The sequence below is a fragment of the Labrys sp. E2SS-1L genome (assembly GCF_057073705.1).
In genome coordinates, this window is the sequence record NZ_CP172712.1 from 2,028,899 (window position 1) to 2,045,684 (window position 16,786).

Consider the following 16,786-nt stretch of genomic DNA (forward strand, 5'->3'; position numbering starts at 1 on the left):
CGAATGCCGTGATGCTGAAGTCTCCGCACGCCCTGTTGGACGAGGCTGTCCGGGCACATAAGGCCGGCCGGCTGGCCGAAGCCCAGTCCCTCTATCGCAAGGCCGTAGCCTTGCAGCCGACTAACAGCCCAGTGCTGCGGCTTTATGGTGTCTGCCTGCAGCAGCAGGGGCAGTTGAACCAGGCGATCGCGCAATTCCGTCGTGCCATTGCCGCCCAGCCGAGCAATGCCGAAGCCTGGCGCAATCTCGGCGTTGCCCTGCAGGACAAGGGCGACATGGCCGGCGCGGTCGAGGCTTACCAGAAGGCCATCGGCTGGCAACCGGGCTATGGGGAAGCCTTTCGCAATCTCGGCAATGCGCTCGCCGTTCAGAAACGCTGGAACGAGGCGGTCGTGGCGTATCGTGAAGCCCTCCGTCTCAAGCCGGATTATGCGGAAGCCCATACCAATCTCGGTGCGGCGCTGCTGGAAAAGGACGATATCGAGGGAGCCATAGAGGCGCATCAGCGTGCCATTGCCCTCATGCCCCGGTTCGTGCCAGCGCATAACAATCTCGGCTTGGCCCTGTTGCGCAAGGGAGCCTTCGAAACGGCTGTGCGGGTCCTCCGGCGGGCCGTTGCCCTGCAGGCGGATTATGCGGAGGGCCATAGCAACCTCGGTGCGGCCTATGACGCTCTTGGCCACAAGGAAGAAGCTCGTCATGCATTGCGGCATGCCTGCGAGCTGGCGCCCGCCAACGCACATTGCCTGCTCAACCTCGGCCTTCACCTGCAGCAGCATGGCATTCATGACGAAGCGCTGGCGGTCCACGGGCGCATCGCCGCACTGAAGCCTCGCAGCGTCGATCCCTATTTCAACATCGCCGGCATTCACGCCGCCAGGGGCGACCACGATGCTGCGCTCGTGGCCTTTCGCGGGGCCGTCAAGGCACAGCCCGCCGACGCCAATGCGCATCTCGCCCTGGGTTTCTATCTCCTTGGCCTCGGCGATTATCGCGAAGGGTTCAGTGAATATGAGTGGCGCCGCCGTACCGACGGCTATCGCACATTCGTCGGCGATCGGCCGGAATGGCGCGGCGAGGACATCGCTGGCAAGACCATTTTTCTCTATCATGAGCAGGGCCTCGGCGATGCCTTGCAGTTCTGCCGCTTTGCCCGGCTCCTCCGCAGGCGGGGCGCCGAGGTTCGCCTGGAGGTGCACCCGCCGCTGCGTGCGATCATCGCCGAGGCATTCCCCGAATTGTCGGTATTCGCCGCACCGGAAGAAGCGGGCTTCTTCGATGTCTACGCGCCCCTCATGAGCATTCCACATCGTCTTGGCCTGCCGCGCGAAGACATCGAGGGCCTCCCTTATCTGGCGGCCAGGCCCGATCGTGTCGAGACATGGGCTGGGCACCTGCCGGAGGGGTTCAATATCGGTGTGGTCTGGCAGGGCAATCCGCAAGGCGCCATCGACCGCGGGCGTTCGATTCCACTGATCGAGTTTGCGCCGCTGGCTCGGGTGAAGGGGGTCAATCTCATCAGCCTTCAGAAGAATTTTGGTCTCGATCAGCTCGATCAGCTGCCTGATGACATGGTGGTGCGGCGAATGCCGGCTTCCTTCGACGGCGGCAGCGATGCCTTTCTCGATACGGCAGGCCTGATGCAGAGCCTCGACCTGGTCGTGACCTCCGATACCTCCGTGGCGCATCTGGCCGGCGCCCTGGGACGTCCGGTCTGGCTCATGCTCAAATATGCGCCGGATTGGCGCTGGGGGTATGTGGGAAAGACGTCGCCCTGGTACGATTCGATGCGCCTGTTTCGGCAGGCGCGCCCGGGTGACTGGAGTTCACCATTCGCCCAGGCCGCCGAAAGCCTCGCCGCGTTGACCAGAGGAGCGTCATGACTGCCCCCACCCAGGCCCTGATTCCGGTGTCTTATGGAGAATTGCTGGATAAGATCTCCATCCTGGAGATCAAACAGGAGCGCATTGCCGACGCCGTGCGCAGGGCGCGCGTGAGCGACGAGCTTGGCTTGCTGCGGGTCGTCTGGCGGGATAGCGGACGCGAAGCCCCGGAGGTGCTGGCTGTCTATCGCGCCCTCAAGGACGTCAACCTTCGTCTGTGGGAGATCGAAGACGAAATCCGGGACCATGAGTCACGCAGGGATTTCGGATCCGGTTTCATCGAATTGGCTAGAGCGGTTTACAAGACCAATGATCGTCGATCGGCTCTGAAAGACCGGATCAATACACTGACGCAATCGTCCCTTTCCGAGCAGAAGCTCTATTCATCATATTGATTGCTTTTGCGTCTGACATTTGCGGTATATCGGTATTTCCTCAGCGTCGCTTGGCGTCCTGCGATTTTAATGGTCTCGCGATGATTATCTTTAAACGCGTTGCAATTTTTCGAATATTCTCCGAAGTGTCGTGTTTTTGTTGCAGGTGTGTTGCTTAATTATCACGCGCATTCCCGAACCTGCGGAGGAATAAGTTATTTCATCATGACCGTCTTGCGAATTGCCTGACGAATTCAATAGCCTTGATCCCGCAATATTGGGATCTGTCACTCAAATGAATTATCTTGTTCGTGGTCTTCTCGGTTCCTCTTTCCTCGTCGCTGCCGGCCTGGCAATGAGCGGCCCGGCATCGGCGCAGCCGGTATCATCAAACCGTTCCGATGCCGTCGCGCCCGTCTTCAGCTGGCAGGGCTTCTACGCCGGCGTGATCGGCGGCTATGGCCATATGCATGCCGAGGGCAGTGCCGCCCATCCCGCCGGTCCCGATATCACGACGACCACCTTCTTCACCTCGGGGTCTGGAACCTTTACTTTCACCGACACCGTGCCGGGCGCGCCGGCGGATGCCGCGAATTTCAGCATGAACGACGAGAGCTGGTTCCTGGGCGCCGAGGCGGGCTACGATCATGATCTCGGTCCCGTCGTGGTCGGCGGTGTGGTCGACTTGGCGGGGTCGGGCATGTCTGGTCGTACGGTCGCGGGTGACAGCGCGATCAAGGTCGGGCTGGATTGGTTCGGTACCGCGCGCGTGCGCATCGGGCTGCCGATCGATCGGTTCCTGGTCTATGGCACCGGCGGCCTGGCGATCGGCGGGATCAAGACGGACCTGAGCACACCGCTCGGGGCGACGTCCGATCGCTTCACCAAGGTCGGCTGGGCGGCTGGTGCCGGCGTCTCCTATGCCGTGACGGAAAAGGTCGTGCTCGATCTCAGCTATCTGCATCTCGGGTTCGGCTCGCACAGCGTATCGGGTGCGGCCGGAAGGGCCAAGGTCAAGCTCTCCAACGATCTGATCCGCTTCGGGGTGAGCTACAAGTTCGATTGAGCGCGCGCCGGAGCCGGTCTCCGGCGGTCGCCGCCTCCGCGATGCTGTCCCATCAACGCTGCCATTGACAGCATCGCCCTCGCGCCTAATATATTTTTCGTCGAAACAGCCGCCCTCAAGCAGCAACCTTGGGGCGGCGTTTTGATTTTTTGGCCCAAGCGTTCTGCGATTTGGCGGCTTCGCCATCAATCGCAAGATGCGTCGGAACCAAGAGTTGGAACAAAGTGCTGTTTCGCCGAAGCGCGCTTTGCTCTTGTCATCATGATGTTCCAGGACTGTCTCAAACCTCTAGAATTGCCAACCTGAAAGCCACACCCGTGAACGCCTCCGTCAAACCTCAGCCGTCCCATGATTCCGCCCCATCGGCCATCCTGCCGACTTATGCCCGAGCGGACGTGGCTTTCGAGCGAGGCGAGGGCGTCTGGATGATCGGCTCGGACGGCGAGCGCTATCTCGATTTTGGCGCGGGTATCGCCGTCAATTCGCTCGGCCATGCCCATCCGCATCTGGTTTCGGCGCTGACCGAGCAGGCCCAGAAGATCTGGCATACCTCCAACCTGTTCCAGATGCCGGGCGGCGAGAAGCTGGCCCGCCGGCTGGCGGATGCCACCTTCGCGGACAAGGTCTTCTTCACCAATTCGGGGGCCGAGGCGCTCGAATGCGCCATCAAGATGGCCCGCAAATACCAGTCGGCCAACGGCCATCCCGAGCGCTTCCGCATCATCACCTTCGAAGGGGCCTTCCACGGCCGTACGCTGGCGACCATAGCGGCCGGTGGCCAGGCCAAATATCTCGAAGGCTTCGGCCCCAAGGTCGATGGTTTCGACCAGATCGCCTTTGGCGACCACGAGGTGCTGGACCGGGCGATCACGCCGGAGACGGCCGCTATCCTGGTGGAGCCGATCCAGGGGGAGGGCGGCATCCGCACCCTCCCGCAGGCCTGCCTGAAGGGCATGCGCCAGCTCTGCGACGCCAAGGGCCTGCTGCTGATCTTCGACGAGGTGCAGACCGGCGTCGGACGCACCGGCAAGCTGTTTGCGCATGAATGGGCGGGCGTGACGCCCGACATCATGGCGGTGGCCAAGGGCATCGGCGGCGGCTTCCCGATGGGCGCCTGCCTCGCCACCGACGAGGCGGCCAAGGGCATGACTGCGGGCGTGCATGGCACCACCTTCGGCGGCAACCCGCTCGCCATGGCAGTGGGCAATGCAGTGCTCGACGTCGTGCTCGAGGAAGGATTCCTGGAGCATGTCGCCAAGGCCGGCCTGCTGCTGCGCCAGCGTCTGGCCGAATTGAAGGACCGCTTCCCCGATATCATCGAGGAGATCCGGGGCGACGGTCTGATGCTGGGCTTGCGTACGCGCGTGGCGCCGGGCGAGTTCGTCGGTGCCCTCCGGGCACAGAAGCTGGTGGCCATTCCGGCCGGCGACAATGTCACGCGGTTGCTGCCGCCGCTGATCATCTCGGATGAGGAGCTTCTCGAAGGCGTGCGCCGAATCGAGGCTGCCTGTGTCGCCCTCTCGCACAAGCTCAAGGCTGCCGGACATTGACGATGTTGAAGCATTTTCTCGATCTTTCCGATCTTCCCACCCAGGACCTGCGGGCCGTTCTCGATCTCGCCGCTTCGATCAAGGCCAAGCGCGTGAAGGGCAAGGTGGCCGGCGAACGCCCGCTCACCGGCAAGGTGCTGGCCATGGTGTTCGAGCAGCCCTCGACGCGGACCCGCGTTTCCTTCGATGTCGGCATGCGTGAGCTTGGGGGCGAGACCCTGATGCTGACCGGCGCCGAGATGCAGCTCGGCCGCGGCGAGACCATCGCCGACACCGCGCGCGTGCTCTCGCGCTATGTCGACGCGGTTATGATCCGCATGCTCGACCATGCGGCGGTACGCGAGCTGGCGGCCAACGCCTCGATCCCCGTGATCAACGGCCTCACCAAGCTCTCCCATCCCTGCCAGATCATGGCGGATATCCTGACCTATGAGGAGCATCGCGGCCCGATCAAGGGCAAGACGGTAACCTGGACGGGCGACGCCAACAATGTGCTGACTTCCTGGATCGAGGCAGCGCAGCGCTTCGACTTCACCATGCGTGTCGCCGCGCCCCAGGATCTTTCGGTGCGCAAGGAGGTCGCCGACTGGGCCCGTGCCAACAAGGCCCGGCTGGAAATCGGCACCGACCCGCGCGAGATGGTCGAGGGAGCCGACTGCGTCGTTACCGATTGCTGGATTTCGATGGGTGATTCCGAAGGCTATCGCCACAATCTGCTGCGGCCCTACCAGGTCAATGCCAAGCTGATGGCGCTTGCCAAGCCCGACGCCCTGTTCATGCACTGCCTGCCTGCCCATCGCGGCGAGGAGGTGACGGACGAGGTGATCGACGGGCCGCAATCGGTGGTGTTCGACGAGGCCGAGAACCGCCTGCATGCCCAGAAGGGCGTGCTCGCCTGGTGCTTGGGGCAGGCTGCGGCATGAGCGAGCCCCATCTGATGGAAGACGATCACATCCTGCCCTTCCAGGCCGAGGGCCTGGACGTGCGGGGCCGTGTCGTCAGGCTCGGCCCTGCCATCGATACCATTCTGCGCCGCCACGATTATCCCGCGCCGGTGTCGCGCGCGCTCGGCGAGGCGACGGCCTTGGCGCTGCTGCTCGGCACTACGCTGAAATTCGACGGCCGCTTCATTCTGCAGACCCGCACGGACGGGCCGGTGCGGATGCTGGTGGTCGATTTCCAGGCGCCGGACCGGGTGCGGGCCTGCGCCACCTTCGACAAGGAGGCCGTAGCTGCCGCCATCGACGCGGGCAAGACCAGCACGATCGAGCTGCTCGGCAGCGGCCATCTTGCCATGACCATCGACCAAGGGCCGGACATGGCGCGCTATCAGGGTATCGTCGCCCTGGAGGGCGAGAGCCTGGAAGCGGCGGCGGACCAGTATTTTCGCCAGTCCGAGCAGATTCCCACCCGCGTCCGCCTGGCCGTGGCCGAGAATTACGTGGCCGGGGAGGGGACGAGCTGGCGCGCGGGCGGCATGATGATCCAGTTCCTGCCGTCTTCGCCCGAGCGCATGCGCATGGCCGACCTGCCGCCGGGCGACGCGCCCGAGGGTGCCGAGGTGATGCAGCATCGCGAGGACGATGCCCAGGAGGACGATTCTTGGGTGGAAGCCAAGCTTCTGATGGGCACCGTGGAGGATCACGAGCTCACCGATCCGAACGTCTCAGCCGAGGAACTGCTCTATCGCCTGTTCCACGAGCGCGGAGCCCGAGTGTTCGAGAGCTCGGCCATCATCGAGAAATGCCGCTGCTCGCGCGAGGCCGTCACCACCATGCTGCGCAATTTCTCGCAAACCGATCGCCGAGACATGGTCGCCGACGACGGGTCGATCACGGTGACCTGCGAGTTCTGCAACGCCCGCTACGAGTTCGACAAGGCCGAGACGGAAGAACTGGTGAACGCCTGATCCTGGGAGCGCGGGCCTCTTGCCCGCTCTTCCTTTCCTTGCTCGCGCCGTTTTCAAGAGCGGGCAGGATGCCCGCGCACCCGGAAATCTCATGCCCGCACGTTATACCCCTGCCGAACTCACCGCCAAGCTGGTCTCCTTCGATACGGTCAGTTCCCGCTCCAATCTGGCGCTGATCGATTTCGTTGCCGATTACCTGGCCGGACATGGCGTCGACAGCATCCGCCTGCCCAATGCCGCCGGCGACAAGGCTGCTCTGCTTGCCACCATCGGCCCAACCGATCGGCCGGGGGTGGTGCTCTCCGGCCATGTCGACGTGGTGCCGGTGGAGGGCCAGGCCTGGACGGCGCCGGCCTTCGAGGCGCGACTGGAGGGCGATCGCCTTTATGGCCGCGGCACCTGCGACATGAAGGGCTTCGTTGCCACTGCGCTTGCCCTTGTGCCCGACTTCCTGGCGATGAAACTCAAGGCGCCTATTCATATCGCCATCTCCTATGACGAGGAAATCTCCTGCCTCGGCAGCCTCGACATGATTGCCCGCTTCGGCCAGGACTTGCCTTTGCCGCGCGCCTGCATCGTCGGAGAACCGACGCTGATGGAGGTGGTCGATGCGCAGAAATCGCTCGCCGGCTACCTTACGCGCATCACCGGCCGCCCAGCCCATTCGGCCATGCCGGCCCTCGGCGCCAACGCCCTGCATGCGGCCGCCCGCATCATCAGCCATCTCGACGATATCGCCGACGAGCTGCAGGCGGCGGGCGATCCCTCGGGTCGGTTCGAGCCGGGCTATTCCACGGTGCAGGCCGGCCTCATCCAGGCCGGCAAGGCCATCAACATCGTGCCGGACGAGGCGCGCATCGTCTGGGAATGCCGCGGCCTGCCCTCCCTGCCGGTGGAGTTCGTACCGGACCGGATCCGTGCCTTCAGCCAGGAAGTCGTGCTGCCACGGCTGAGGCGCAACGCACCCGAGGCGGATATCGTGACCGAACTCGACGTGGCCGTGCCGGCGCTCTCGCCCGAGCCCGGTTCCTATGCCGAGACGCTGGCCCTGCGCCTTGCCGGGCGCAACCATACCCAGGCCGTTTCCTACGGCACCGAGGCCGGTCATTTTCAACTCGCCGGCATTCCCACCGTGATCTGCGGTCCGGGCTCGATCAAGCAGGCGCATGGCGCCGATGAATGGATCGCCCTGTCCGAGCTCGAGGCCTGTGCCAGCTTCCTCAAGCGGCTCGGCCAGACGCTGGAGGTTTGAGGCGATGTTCTACGAGCCGCGCAAGGGCGACCACGGCCTGCCCCATGATCCGTTCAAGGCCCTGGTGACGCCGCGCCCGATCGGCTGGATCACCACGATGTCGGCGGCCGGAGCCATCAATCTGGCGCCGTTCTCCTTCTTTAACGCCTTCCAGTCGCGGCCACATCTGGTCGGCTTCGCCGCAGATGGCCGCAAGGACAGCGTCGTCTTCGCCGAGGAGACGCGTGAATTTGTCTGCAATCTCGTCACCGAGGATTTGATCGACGCGATGAACGCCACCTCCGCGAGGTTGCCGCGCGGCCAGAACGAAATGGAGTACGCCCGGCTCGAAGCCGCGCCCTCGCGCCTGGTGAAACCGCCGCGCGTGGCGCGTGCCGCCGCCGCATTGGAGTGCCGCTGGACCCAGACGATCCATCTCGTCGACGCGGAGGGCGCGCCGAGCGACGCCTGGCTCGTGTGCGGCGAGGTGGTCGGCATCCATGTCGATGACCGCTTCATTCGCGACGGCCGCGTCGATACCGCTGCGATGCGCGTGGTCTCGCGCCTGGGCTATCGGGACTATTCCGTAGTGGAAAGCACGTTTGAACTGGAACGCCCGACCTAGCGGCCGCTTGCATCTCCAGTCGTCGGAGGTAATTGTTACCTCTCTATAGTGACGGATCTTGGGGCGGGCGCTGGTATGATCAGGGGCCGACGCAAGATGTCGGTTGCGTTGACGTCGATCCAGTTACGCCACAAGCGGAGGCTCCATGCTCAAGGAATTCAAGGAATTTGCCCTTAAGGGCAATGTCGTCGATCTCGCCATCGGTGTGATCATCGGTGCAGCGTTCGGTCTGATCGTCGCGTCATTGGTTGATGACATCATCATGCCGATCATCGGCGCAATCACGGGCGGGCTCGATTTCTCGAACATGTATGTCGGCCTGAGTTCCAAGGTCCCCGAGGGCGTCTCGCTCGATGATGCCCGTAAGGCCGGTGCCGTCTTCGCCTATGGCAAGTTCATTACCGTCACCGTCAAGTTCCTGATCATCGCCTTCGTGCTCTTCCTGGTGGTGAAAGGCATCAACCGCGTCAAGAATCTGAAGCCTGCGGCCGAGGCAGCCCCTGAGGCGCCTCCTCCTCCGCCGGCCGATATCCAGCTGCTGACGGAAATCCGCGACCTGCTCGCCAGACGATAAGCTCATTATGCGGCGGCCTTTTCCGCAAGGCGGAGAGGCTGCTTGCATTCATGCATGCCGGCGATGGAAACCATTCCAAGTTTTGGTTTCTGCCGCTCGCACGGATGTCATAAGGTCCGGCATTCCCATTGCAAGGATGATGCCGTGACTGCCGCCGTCGAGACGATTCCCGCCGCCCCCTCCTTCCTCGATGGCCTCAGGCCGGAAGCGCTCGGCGCGCCGGAAAGCGGCATCGTCGAGGTGATGAATTACGGGCGTACGCGCCAGGGCATGATCCCGCTCTGGGCCGGCGAGGGCGACGTGCCGACGCCGGCTTTCATCACCGTGGCGGCGACACGGTCGCTGGCGGCCGGCGAAACCTTCTATACCTGGCAGCGCGGCATCCCCGATCTACGCGAAGCCTTGGCGCGGTACCACACCAGTCTTTTCGGCAAGCCATTCTCGGCCGATCGCTTCTTCGTCACCCAGTCCGGCATGCACGCGATCCAGACGGCGGTTCGCCTGATCGCCGGCGTGGGCGACGAAGTGATCGTGCCGACACCGGCCTGGCCGAATTTCGCGGCGGCCATCGGCGTGGCCGGCGCCAAGCCGGTGATGGTGCCCCAGATCTTCACCGAGCAGGGCTGGAAGCTCGATTTCCAGCGCCTCGCCGATGCCATCACGCCGCGCACCCGCGGCATCTTCATCAATTCGCCGTCCAATCCCACCGGCTGGGTCGCCACCGCGGAGGATATCGCCTTCGTGCTCGATCTGGCGCGCCGGCACGGGTTGTGGATCTTCGCCGACGAGATCTATACCCGCTTCCACTATGCCGGCGGGCGCGCCCCTTCCTTCCGCGACATCCGTACGCCGGAGGATCGCATCATCTTCACCGACACCTTTTCGAAGAACTGGGCGATGACCGGCTGGCGCATCGGCTGGATCGAAGCGCCGCCCGAGCTCGGGCAGACCATCGAGAACCTCATCCAATATTCCACCTCGGGAGTCGCCACCTTCCTGCAGCGTGCCGGCATCGCGGCGCTGGAGCGGGGCGAGAGCTTCGTCGAGCATCAGATCGCCCGTGCCCGCCAGGGCCGCGACATCGTCATCAGCGGCCTGAGTGCCACCGGCAAGGTGCGCTTCGCCCCGGCGAGCGGCGCCTTCTATCTGTTCTTCTCCGTCGAGGGGAAACCGGATGTGCGCCGCCTGGGGCTCGAAATCGTCGACCAGGCCAATGTCGGCCTCGCGCCCGGCACGGCCTTCGGGGCCGGCGGCGAGGGCTTCATGCGGCTGTGCTATTTGCGCAGCCCCGAGCAGCTCCAGGTCGCCACCCAGCGCCTGGTCGACTGGTTGGAGAAGATCTGAGGAGCGCAAGAGGCGGACAAGATGTCCGCGGTCCCAGCCGCGCCGTTCCTGCGTGACCTCGGCAAGGTTTGCGCTGCAACCGCCAAGGCTGGGACCGCGGACGTCCCGTCCGCCTCTTGCTTTCCCACAAGTCCGGCGCTTCCAGGAGGGGACGAGAGGTCCGCTCTTGCCGGATTTACGGCTTGGCGCCGAGCCGCGACAGGCCGCCCTTGGCCGGCTTGTTGGCGGGGTCTAGTTCCAGCGCCTTGTTGAAATCGGCGATGGCATCGTCTCGCTCGCCCCGGCTCTCATGGATGCGTGCGCGTGTGACGAAATAGTCGGTCACGTGGCTATCGGCGGCGATGGCGGCGTCGGCATCGCGCAGCGCCTCGTCATAGCGATCGGCGGCGAGATAGGTCAGGGCCCGTTCGTTGAGGGTATCGGGCTTGTCCTTGGTGAGTTCCAGCGCCTTGGCAAGGTCCGCGAGGGCATTGTCGTAGTCCCCGAGTTCGCGCCAGATGATGCCGCGCGAGACATAGGCCTGGTCGCTGCTGGGCTGTTCGCGGATGGTCTCGTCATAATCGGCCATCGCCTCGTCATAGCGATGCAGGGCAGCAAAGAGCTGTCCGCGTTCCAGGCGGGCGGACGGGAAATTGGTATCGAGCGCGAGCGCCTTGGTATAGTCGGCGATGGCGGCTTCGGTGTCGCCGAGCTGCCATTGCACGAAAGCGCGGCTGAAATAGGCGGAATCGAAATCGCTGTCGAGGTCGAGCGCCTTCTGCAGGTCTTCCAGGGCGCGGGTATAGTCCTTCATCTCGATGAGAGAGCGGGCCCTGGCGTAGAAAGCGTTCTTGTAGGTCTTGTCGAGCCGGATGGCCTGCGTGTAGTCGTCGATGGCGGCCATATGCTCCTCGAGGGCACGATGGGCATCGCCACGGCCTTTATAGGCCTCTTCCTCGCGTCCGTTGAGGGCGATGGCCGCATCGAAATCCTTGATCGCCTCCTCGTTGCGATCGAACTGGAGCAACGCGAAGCCCCGATTGACCAGCGGGAGCGCCGAGCGCTTATTGACGGCGATCACGGCGGCATAGTCGGCCAGTGCGGCATCCATCTCGCCGAGGCGGGACTGGGCGTCGGCCCGCGCGGTCAGGCTGGCGGCATCACGCGGCCGCAAGTCGAGTGCCGCGCTGAAATCCGCCACTGCCTTGCCATCGTCGCTGTTTTCCGCATAGGCCTGCCCGCGCCGGAAATACACCAATGCCCGGGTCGATTTGGCCAGTTTCCGGTCGAGCAATTGCGTGCACGCGGGAATGCGCTGCTCGGCCGCTCCTTTCGAGCAATCCCTGTCGGCGCTGTCGGCGAGAGCGGGCGTGCCGGCGCAAAGAGCAAGCAGGACAAGGGCGGGGCGCAAAAGGGCGGTCATACCGGGCACGGTTCCACTGACGGGGCGAAAGAAAAAAGATGGCACAGCCTCTAGACCAAGCCGTGGCAGCTGGGAATGGCAGAACTGTGATCTTTCCCCCTCTTAAGCCTACTGGGGCCACGCCCTTGTGAATTTCGACAAACCTGTGTTATCGATTTAGCGTCATTTGGCCGGACGACTGGGCCGGTGCGTCCATGCTCGAGCACGGCGCACGTTCAGGACACCCTCCCCAAATTTCGCAAAACCGGGCGGAGCACGGATTTCCGTGGGACGTCCATGCTTTGGAACGAAGTAAAGGACTATCTATGAGCACGGGAACCGTAAAATGGTTCAACACCCAGAAGGGTTACGGCTTTATTCAGCCCGATGACGGTGGCCGCGACGTGTTCGTGCACATCACCGCCGTCGAGCGTGCCGGTCTGCCCGAACTGCGTGAAGGCCAGAAGATCGGTTACGAGATCCTGACGGATCGCAAGACGGGCAAGGCGGCAGCCGGCAATCTCAAGGCTGTGTAACCCCGACAAGCATCTTCAGGCGGAGGGGTTACCGGTTCGCGTGAAGGCCATCGACGATAACAAGAATGGAGAGCCTGTCCGGATCGCATGACCGGAAAGTCCTCTCACCCAATCCCATTCAGAGGCGCGCTCCGGCGCGTCTTTTTTATTAGCTGCCGTTCCCGGCGCGCGGCGGCCTCACGAAAAGCTGAAGCATCTTACGATTTGATCATTTGTGGCGATGGGAGAGGCGTGACAGGGTTGTGTTAACCTTAGTTTCGCATGGTTGCAGGCAGATGGCTGTGTGCCACGCCGATACCGCCCTTCCGAAAGGCCGTTCTACATGATCCGACTTCTTGCGGGCCTATCCGGCCTCGCTGTGCTTGGCTTTGGGCTGGGTGTCTATCTGGGCGACGCCCCCATCCATCTGCCATTCCTTGCTCTCATCGTTGCCGGTGCCCTGCTCATGAGTGCCGGCATACCGGCGGCGCAGACACGCGTGCCTCTGGTCATGCGGTTTCTGATCGGATTGTTCAGTCTCGGATTTCTCGGTTTTGCCGTGGTCGTGTGGATCAAGGATGCGGGCATCGTGTCCGACGACGTCGCGGCCTATCTGCCGCAATCGGGGGCGGCGGTGATCTCTGCCATCCTGGTCATCCTCAACCTCGCGATTTGCTATATTCCGATGTTTCGCGAGATCATCGATCTGGCCGACCCCTATTTTGAGCCACATGATGGGCCGAAGGTGGTGCTTTTCGGCTTGCGACTGCGCGAGGACACCATAGGAAAGGTATTCCTAGGGTTCATTGTCATCCTAAATGTGCTTCAAGTCTATCTTACGGTAATATTCAGCTACTGGAACAATAGATTCTACACAGCTCTGCAAGATAAAAATCAGGAAGCATTCTGGGCAGAGTTGTTGTTTTTTGCTATCGCGGCGACATTCTGGATCACGCGCGGACTAACGGAATTGTTCGTGACGGAGTTTTTCAAGGTCCGGTGGCGCCGCTGGATGACAGACCGCTATGTCGGGCAATGGACATCGAACAAGGTGCATTATCGCTTGGCGATATCGGGGCATCAGTCAGATAACCCCGACCAGCGCATCTCCGAGGACGTTCGCGATTTCATAGACAAGGGTTTTGATTTTTATGTTCTGATTTTCAATACAATATTGACTTTGTATGCATTCATTTTGATCCTTTGGGGCATATCGAGTCAATTTACCTACAAAATTGGAGAATTCGATCTTGCCAACATTCCCGGATATCTTGTCTGGGGTGCGCTGATCGTCTCGCTCGTTGTGACGTTCGGATCCCATTTTCTGGGACGTCCCTTGGTTGGCTTGTACTTCCAGCAGCAGAAGCTGGAGGCCGATTTCCGCTATGCTCTCGTGCGGTTTCGAGAGAATACGGAGCAGATCGCATTGCTCGAAGGTGAGGATGTCGAGCGTGTCGGCCTCGCTCGCAATTTCCAGAACGTCTTCGGGAATACGATCGATATCATCGTTCGACGTATAAAGCTCGGCACGTTCAATCTGGCCTATAGTCAAGCCCTGGTCGTGTTGCCTTTCATATTTCTGGCGCCGGCCTATTTCTCAACGGCATCCATGAAGCTGGGATCCTTGACCCAGACTTCCGGCGCCTTCGGCAATGTCCAGGATTCCTTCTCCTTCTTCATCACCAACTATCGTGCGCTCGCCGAGTTCAAGTCGATGGTCGATCGCTTGACCCGGTTCGACAAGGCGATCAGGCAAGCCGAGGAGCAGGCGCGCGGCGGTATTGCCGTGGCCGAGACCGACCAGGTTTCGGGTATTTCGTCGCAAGGCCTCAGTGTTGCGCTGCCGACCGGGCAAACGCTCATACGCAACGCCGCATTGTCCTTTCCCAAGGGCACCAGCACATTGGTGACGGGCCCGTCCGGCTCGGGCAAGACCACCTTGTTCAGGGCGATCGCAGGCATCTGGCCGTTCGGGTCGGGGAAGATCGAGATTCCGGACCACGAGAATCTGATGCTGTTGCCGCAGCAGACTTATATGCCCCTGGGGACGCTGAAGGCCGCGCTGACCTATCCGCTGCCGCCGACGGCCTTCGACCAGGACGTCATCGAGGGTGCACTCAACGCGGTCGGGCTCGGCAATTTGATACCGCGACTCAATGCGACCGAGAATTGGGGTACCATTCTGTCCGGGGGGGAGAAGCAGCGCGTCTCCATCATCCGTGCTCTTCTGCGCAAACCCGCCTGGCTATTCCTGGACGAGGCGACCTCTGCCCTGGATGAGAAGTCGGAGGAGGAGCTCTATCGCCTGTTGGCGGAGAAGCTTCCGGGAACGACCGTCGTTTCCATCGGGCATCGCGCCTCGCTCGCAGCCTATCATGCCCGCCGGGTTGCGGTTGTCAAAGACGAGGGCGGTGGTCATCTCGAAGACCAGCCTCTCGCGAGCTTCGGTCAAGCTTGACGTATCGTCGGGCAGTCAAACAAAAGGCCGGCCTCGCGAAAGGCCGGCCTTTTTCAATCGCACTTTGCCGCCTGTTCTTACGCTGCCGGCTGGAACTTCATCTCGCCATAGGGGCCACGCAGGGTCAGCGTGTAGCCGTCATAGGACCAGTCGGTCGAAGTGCGCATCACGAACAGGAAGACCTGCTCGTTGTGCATCAGGCGGTCGGCGCATTTGCGCTTGCTGATGGCCACCGGGCCGATGGCCATGCGCTGGTCGGCGCGTGGAATGATGGTGGCCGACCAGTTGTTGCAGGCCGAGAAGCCCGTGCCGCGATAGCTGTCCGAGACCAGGATGGTCGGCCGGTCGTCCTTGAAGGTCTGATCCTTGTAGGAGATTGCCGCAAAGGTGCGGTTCATCGGGAAGGGGCGGGAGGCCTTGCTGTCCATGGGCTTGGGCAGAGTCGGCGGCACGTTGTTCGGCGGCACCGAGCCGAACATCGAACAACTCGTCAGGGTCACGGCCGACAGGGCGGCAAGGGCAAGGGAACGCAGAACGCGCATCAAATCCTCCGGTTCATTGCCGCGCACGATAGAGGCGGAGCTGAAAAATCGCAACGCGGCTTATACAGGATACACGGCCTGGAGAGAAAGATGTTCGCCGTCTTCGGACTGTATCCGCCGGAACAGGCCTACGTCGGTATGACAGTAGCGGTCTCAGCCCAATCTCTCGGTGATCTTGTCGATCAGGCTTTCACGCAGGGCGCGGTAGGCGTCGAGCTTCTGCTCGCGGTTGCCGCTGACGAGGCTGGGGTCCGGGGTCGGCCAATATTCGACGTCGGCGGCCAGGGTGCGCGTGAGGTCGAGCGCCTTGTGGTGGGCCTGCGGGGCGAGGGTGATGATCAGGTCGAAGTTCAGTCCTTCCAGTTCTTCCAGATCCTCGAAGCTCTGGGGGCGGTGCTTGCCGAGCGAAATGCCGATCTCGTCCAGCGCGGCGGCGACGAAAGGATCCGGCTCGCCCGGGCGCACGCCCGCCGAGCCGAAAAAGATGGAGCGACCGAAATAATAGCGCCCGATCGCCTCCGCCATGGGCGAGCGGACGACATTGTGCGCGCAGGCGAACAGGACCGACTGTGGACGGCGGCCCTCCTTCACGCCTCAGCCTTTCCAGTAGAGCGCAGAGACGAGGGTGAACAGCCGCCTGGCGGTGGATAGATCGAGCCCGATCTTGCCGGCCAGCCTTTCGCGCAGGATTTCCGAACCCTCATTGTGCAGGCCGCGGCGGGCCATGTCGATCGTCTCGATCTGGGAGGGCGTGGCGCTGCGGATGGCCGCGTAATAGCTGTCGCAGATGGTGAAATAGTCGCGTACCACGCGCCTGAGCGGCGTAAGCGAGAGGATATGCACCACCACCGGTTGGCTGTCGGCATCGCGGATGTCCAGGACGAGGCGGCCATCCTGCAGGGATATATGCAGTCCGTAGGGGCCGGCATCATAGCCGACCGGCGAGAACACATTCTCCTCGATGAGGTCATAGGCGGCGACCCGCCGCTCATGTTCTTGATCCTGGCTGCCGCGCCCGATGCTGCGCTCATCGAGATGAACGGCGATCAATCGGCAGGTGGGGCTGAATTCCTCATTGTCCATGGCATCTCATAGCATGGTGCCTAAGCAGATTCTCCTTGATTGAGCCGGGGGCTCGATCAAGGAGAACCTGCAACATCTCAAACACTTGCAGAGTTTCTCGATGTTGCCTATCCGCAGGCGACATCGAGAGACTCTGCCTCGGCTCTCATAGAGCAAAGCTCGTTGAAACGGAACGTTGCTTCATATCGGGGAGTGTCGACCTCGTTCCATCGCTTGATGGAGTTGGGAGGTCGCCACTCCGTGCTTTTGCG

16 protein-coding genes are annotated in these 16,786 nt (G+C 62.5%); 12 read left to right on the forward strand and 4 right to left on the reverse strand.

All coding sequences use genetic code 11. The features are described from left to right. The first annotated feature begins 11 nt into the window (after positions 1 to 11). From ACIGJE_RS09380 to ACIGJE_RS09425, 10 genes are all read left to right on the forward strand, one after another. Entirely contained in the window at positions 12 to 1,883 is a 1,872-nt protein-coding gene (locus ACIGJE_RS09380) for a tetratricopeptide repeat protein (RefSeq protein ID WP_367625163.1), read from the forward strand. Further along, the gene (locus ACIGJE_RS09385; RefSeq protein ID WP_311942706.1) at positions 1,880 to 2,278 is read left to right on the forward strand and encodes a DUF6165 family protein; all 399 of its coding nucleotides are present in this window, start codon (positions 1,880 to 1,882) and stop codon (positions 2,276 to 2,278) included. Before ACIGJE_RS09380 ends, ACIGJE_RS09385 begins: the two co-directional genes overlap by 4 nt. A 274-nt stretch (positions 2,279 to 2,552) precedes the next feature. Continuing rightward, positions 2,553 to 3,323 carry an outer membrane protein gene (locus ACIGJE_RS09390; RefSeq protein ID WP_311942703.1) on the forward strand — a complete coding sequence of 257 codons (771 nt, stop codon included), beginning with the start codon at positions 2,553 to 2,555 and terminating at the stop codon, positions 3,321 to 3,323. 317 nt (positions 3,324 to 3,640) lie between these two features. Beyond that, positions 3,641 to 4,873, forward strand: coding sequence for an aspartate aminotransferase family protein (locus tag ACIGJE_RS09395; protein ID WP_367625162.1), 1,233 nt, complete (start codon positions 3,641 to 3,643; stop codon positions 4,871 to 4,873). Between the two features lie 2 nt (positions 4,874 to 4,875). Next, on the forward strand, positions 4,876 to 5,796 hold the full coding sequence (argF, locus tag ACIGJE_RS09400; RefSeq protein WP_367625161.1) for an ornithine carbamoyltransferase: 921 nt from the start codon (positions 4,876 to 4,878) through the stop codon (positions 5,794 to 5,796). Next, positions 5,793 to 6,782: an Hsp33 family molecular chaperone gene (locus ACIGJE_RS09405; protein WP_367625160.1), complete on the forward strand. Its 990-nt coding sequence runs from the start codon at positions 5,793 to 5,795 to the stop codon at positions 6,780 to 6,782. Before argF ends, ACIGJE_RS09405 begins: the two co-directional genes overlap by 4 nt. A gap of 91 nt (positions 6,783 to 6,873) precedes the next feature. Continuing rightward, positions 6,874 to 8,034, forward strand: coding sequence for an acetylornithine deacetylase (argE, locus tag ACIGJE_RS09410; protein ID WP_311942696.1), 1,161 nt, complete (start codon positions 6,874 to 6,876; stop codon positions 8,032 to 8,034). 4 nt (positions 8,035 to 8,038) lie between these two features. Beyond that, the gene (locus tag ACIGJE_RS09415; RefSeq protein ID WP_415080379.1) at positions 8,039 to 8,638 is read left to right on the forward strand and encodes a flavin reductase family protein; all 600 of its coding nucleotides are present in this window, start codon (positions 8,039 to 8,041) and stop codon (positions 8,636 to 8,638) included. Between the two features lie 145 nt (positions 8,639 to 8,783). Beyond that, the gene (mscL, locus tag ACIGJE_RS09420; RefSeq protein WP_311942689.1) at positions 8,784 to 9,212 is read left to right on the forward strand and encodes a large conductance mechanosensitive channel protein MscL; all 429 of its coding nucleotides are present in this window, start codon (positions 8,784 to 8,786) and stop codon (positions 9,210 to 9,212) included. Between the two features lie 144 nt (positions 9,213 to 9,356). Continuing rightward, complete coding sequence (locus ACIGJE_RS09425; protein ID WP_483679892.1) at positions 9,357 to 10,556, forward strand: pyridoxal phosphate-dependent aminotransferase; 1,200 nt, start codon at positions 9,357 to 9,359, stop codon at positions 10,554 to 10,556. Positions 10,557 to 10,731: 175 nt separating this feature from the next. On the opposite strand, the gene ACIGJE_RS09430 is transcribed toward ACIGJE_RS09425, so the two are convergent. Further along, positions 10,732 to 11,958, reverse strand: a complete 1,227-nt coding sequence (locus ACIGJE_RS09430) for a tetratricopeptide repeat protein (protein WP_367625155.1) — start codon at positions 11,956 to 11,958, stop codon at positions 10,732 to 10,734. 305 nt (positions 11,959 to 12,263) lie between these two features. On the opposite strand from ACIGJE_RS09430, the gene ACIGJE_RS09435 reads away from it, so the two are divergent. Together ACIGJE_RS09435 and ACIGJE_RS09440 are read left to right on the forward strand one after the other, a co-directional pair. Then, positions 12,264 to 12,473, forward strand: a complete 210-nt coding sequence (locus ACIGJE_RS09435) for a cold-shock protein (RefSeq protein ID WP_068286760.1) — start codon at positions 12,264 to 12,266, stop codon at positions 12,471 to 12,473. 322 nt (positions 12,474 to 12,795) lie between these two features. Beyond that, on the forward strand, positions 12,796 to 14,910 hold the full coding sequence (locus ACIGJE_RS09440; RefSeq protein ID WP_483679895.1) for an ABC transporter ATP-binding protein/permease: 2,115 nt from the start codon (positions 12,796 to 12,798) through the stop codon (positions 14,908 to 14,910). A gap of 77 nt (positions 14,911 to 14,987) precedes the next feature. On the opposite strand, the gene ACIGJE_RS09445 is transcribed toward ACIGJE_RS09440, so the two are convergent. The 3 genes from ACIGJE_RS09445 to ACIGJE_RS09455 form a co-directional block, all read right to left on the reverse strand. Beyond that, positions 14,988 to 15,452, reverse strand: coding sequence for an META domain-containing protein (locus tag ACIGJE_RS09445; RefSeq protein ID WP_068286751.1), 465 nt, complete (start codon positions 15,450 to 15,452; stop codon positions 14,988 to 14,990). A gap of 153 nt (positions 15,453 to 15,605) precedes the next feature. Continuing rightward, positions 15,606 to 16,043 (reverse strand): arsenate-mycothiol transferase ArsC, encoded by a 438-nt coding sequence (locus ACIGJE_RS09450; protein WP_311942674.1) that lies wholly within the window; start codon positions 16,041 to 16,043, stop codon positions 15,606 to 15,608. Between the two features lie 3 nt (positions 16,044 to 16,046). Further along, positions 16,047 to 16,535, reverse strand: coding sequence for a UPF0262 family protein (locus ACIGJE_RS09455; protein WP_311942671.1), 489 nt, complete (start codon positions 16,533 to 16,535; stop codon positions 16,047 to 16,049). Positions 16,536 to 16,786: the final 251 nt, after the last annotated feature.

Bases quoted from the DNA above. Each gene is read 5' to 3' on its own strand.
- ACIGJE_RS09430 (WP_367625155.1), bottom strand. From the start codon at position 11,958: ATGACCGCCCTTTTGCGCCCCGCCCTTGTCCTGCTTGCTCTTTGCGCC.
- ACIGJE_RS09385 (WP_311942706.1), top strand. From the start codon at position 1,880: ATGACTGCCCCCACCCAGGCCCTGATTCCGGTGTCTTATGGAGAATTG.
- mscL (WP_311942689.1), top strand. From the start codon at position 8,784: ATGCTCAAGGAATTCAAGGAATTTGCCCTTAAGGGCAATGTCGTCGAT.
- ACIGJE_RS09435 (WP_068286760.1), top strand. From the start codon at position 12,264: ATGAGCACGGGAACCGTAAAATGGTTCAACACCCAGAAGGGTTACGGC.
- ACIGJE_RS09415 (WP_415080379.1), top strand. From the start codon at position 8,039: ATGTTCTACGAGCCGCGCAAGGGCGACCACGGCCTGCCCCATGATCCG.
- ACIGJE_RS09380 (WP_367625163.1), top strand. From the start codon at position 12: ATGCTGAAGTCTCCGCACGCCCTGTTGGACGAGGCTGTCCGGGCACAT.
- ACIGJE_RS09405 (WP_367625160.1), top strand. From the start codon at position 5,793: ATGAGCGAGCCCCATCTGATGGAAGACGATCACATCCTGCCCTTCCAG.
- argF (WP_367625161.1), top strand. From the start codon at position 4,876: ATGTTGAAGCATTTTCTCGATCTTTCCGATCTTCCCACCCAGGACCTG.
- ACIGJE_RS09455 (WP_311942671.1), bottom strand. From the start codon at position 16,535: ATGGACAATGAGGAATTCAGCCCCACCTGCCGATTGATCGCCGTTCAT.
- argE (WP_311942696.1), top strand. From the start codon at position 6,874: ATGCCCGCACGTTATACCCCTGCCGAACTCACCGCCAAGCTGGTCTCC.
- ACIGJE_RS09440 (WP_483679895.1), top strand. From the start codon at position 12,796: ATGATCCGACTTCTTGCGGGCCTATCCGGCCTCGCTGTGCTTGGCTTT.
- ACIGJE_RS09390 (WP_311942703.1), top strand. From the start codon at position 2,553: ATGAATTATCTTGTTCGTGGTCTTCTCGGTTCCTCTTTCCTCGTCGCT.
- ACIGJE_RS09445 (WP_068286751.1), bottom strand. From the start codon at position 15,452: ATGCGCGTTCTGCGTTCCCTTGCCCTTGCCGCCCTGTCGGCCGTGACC.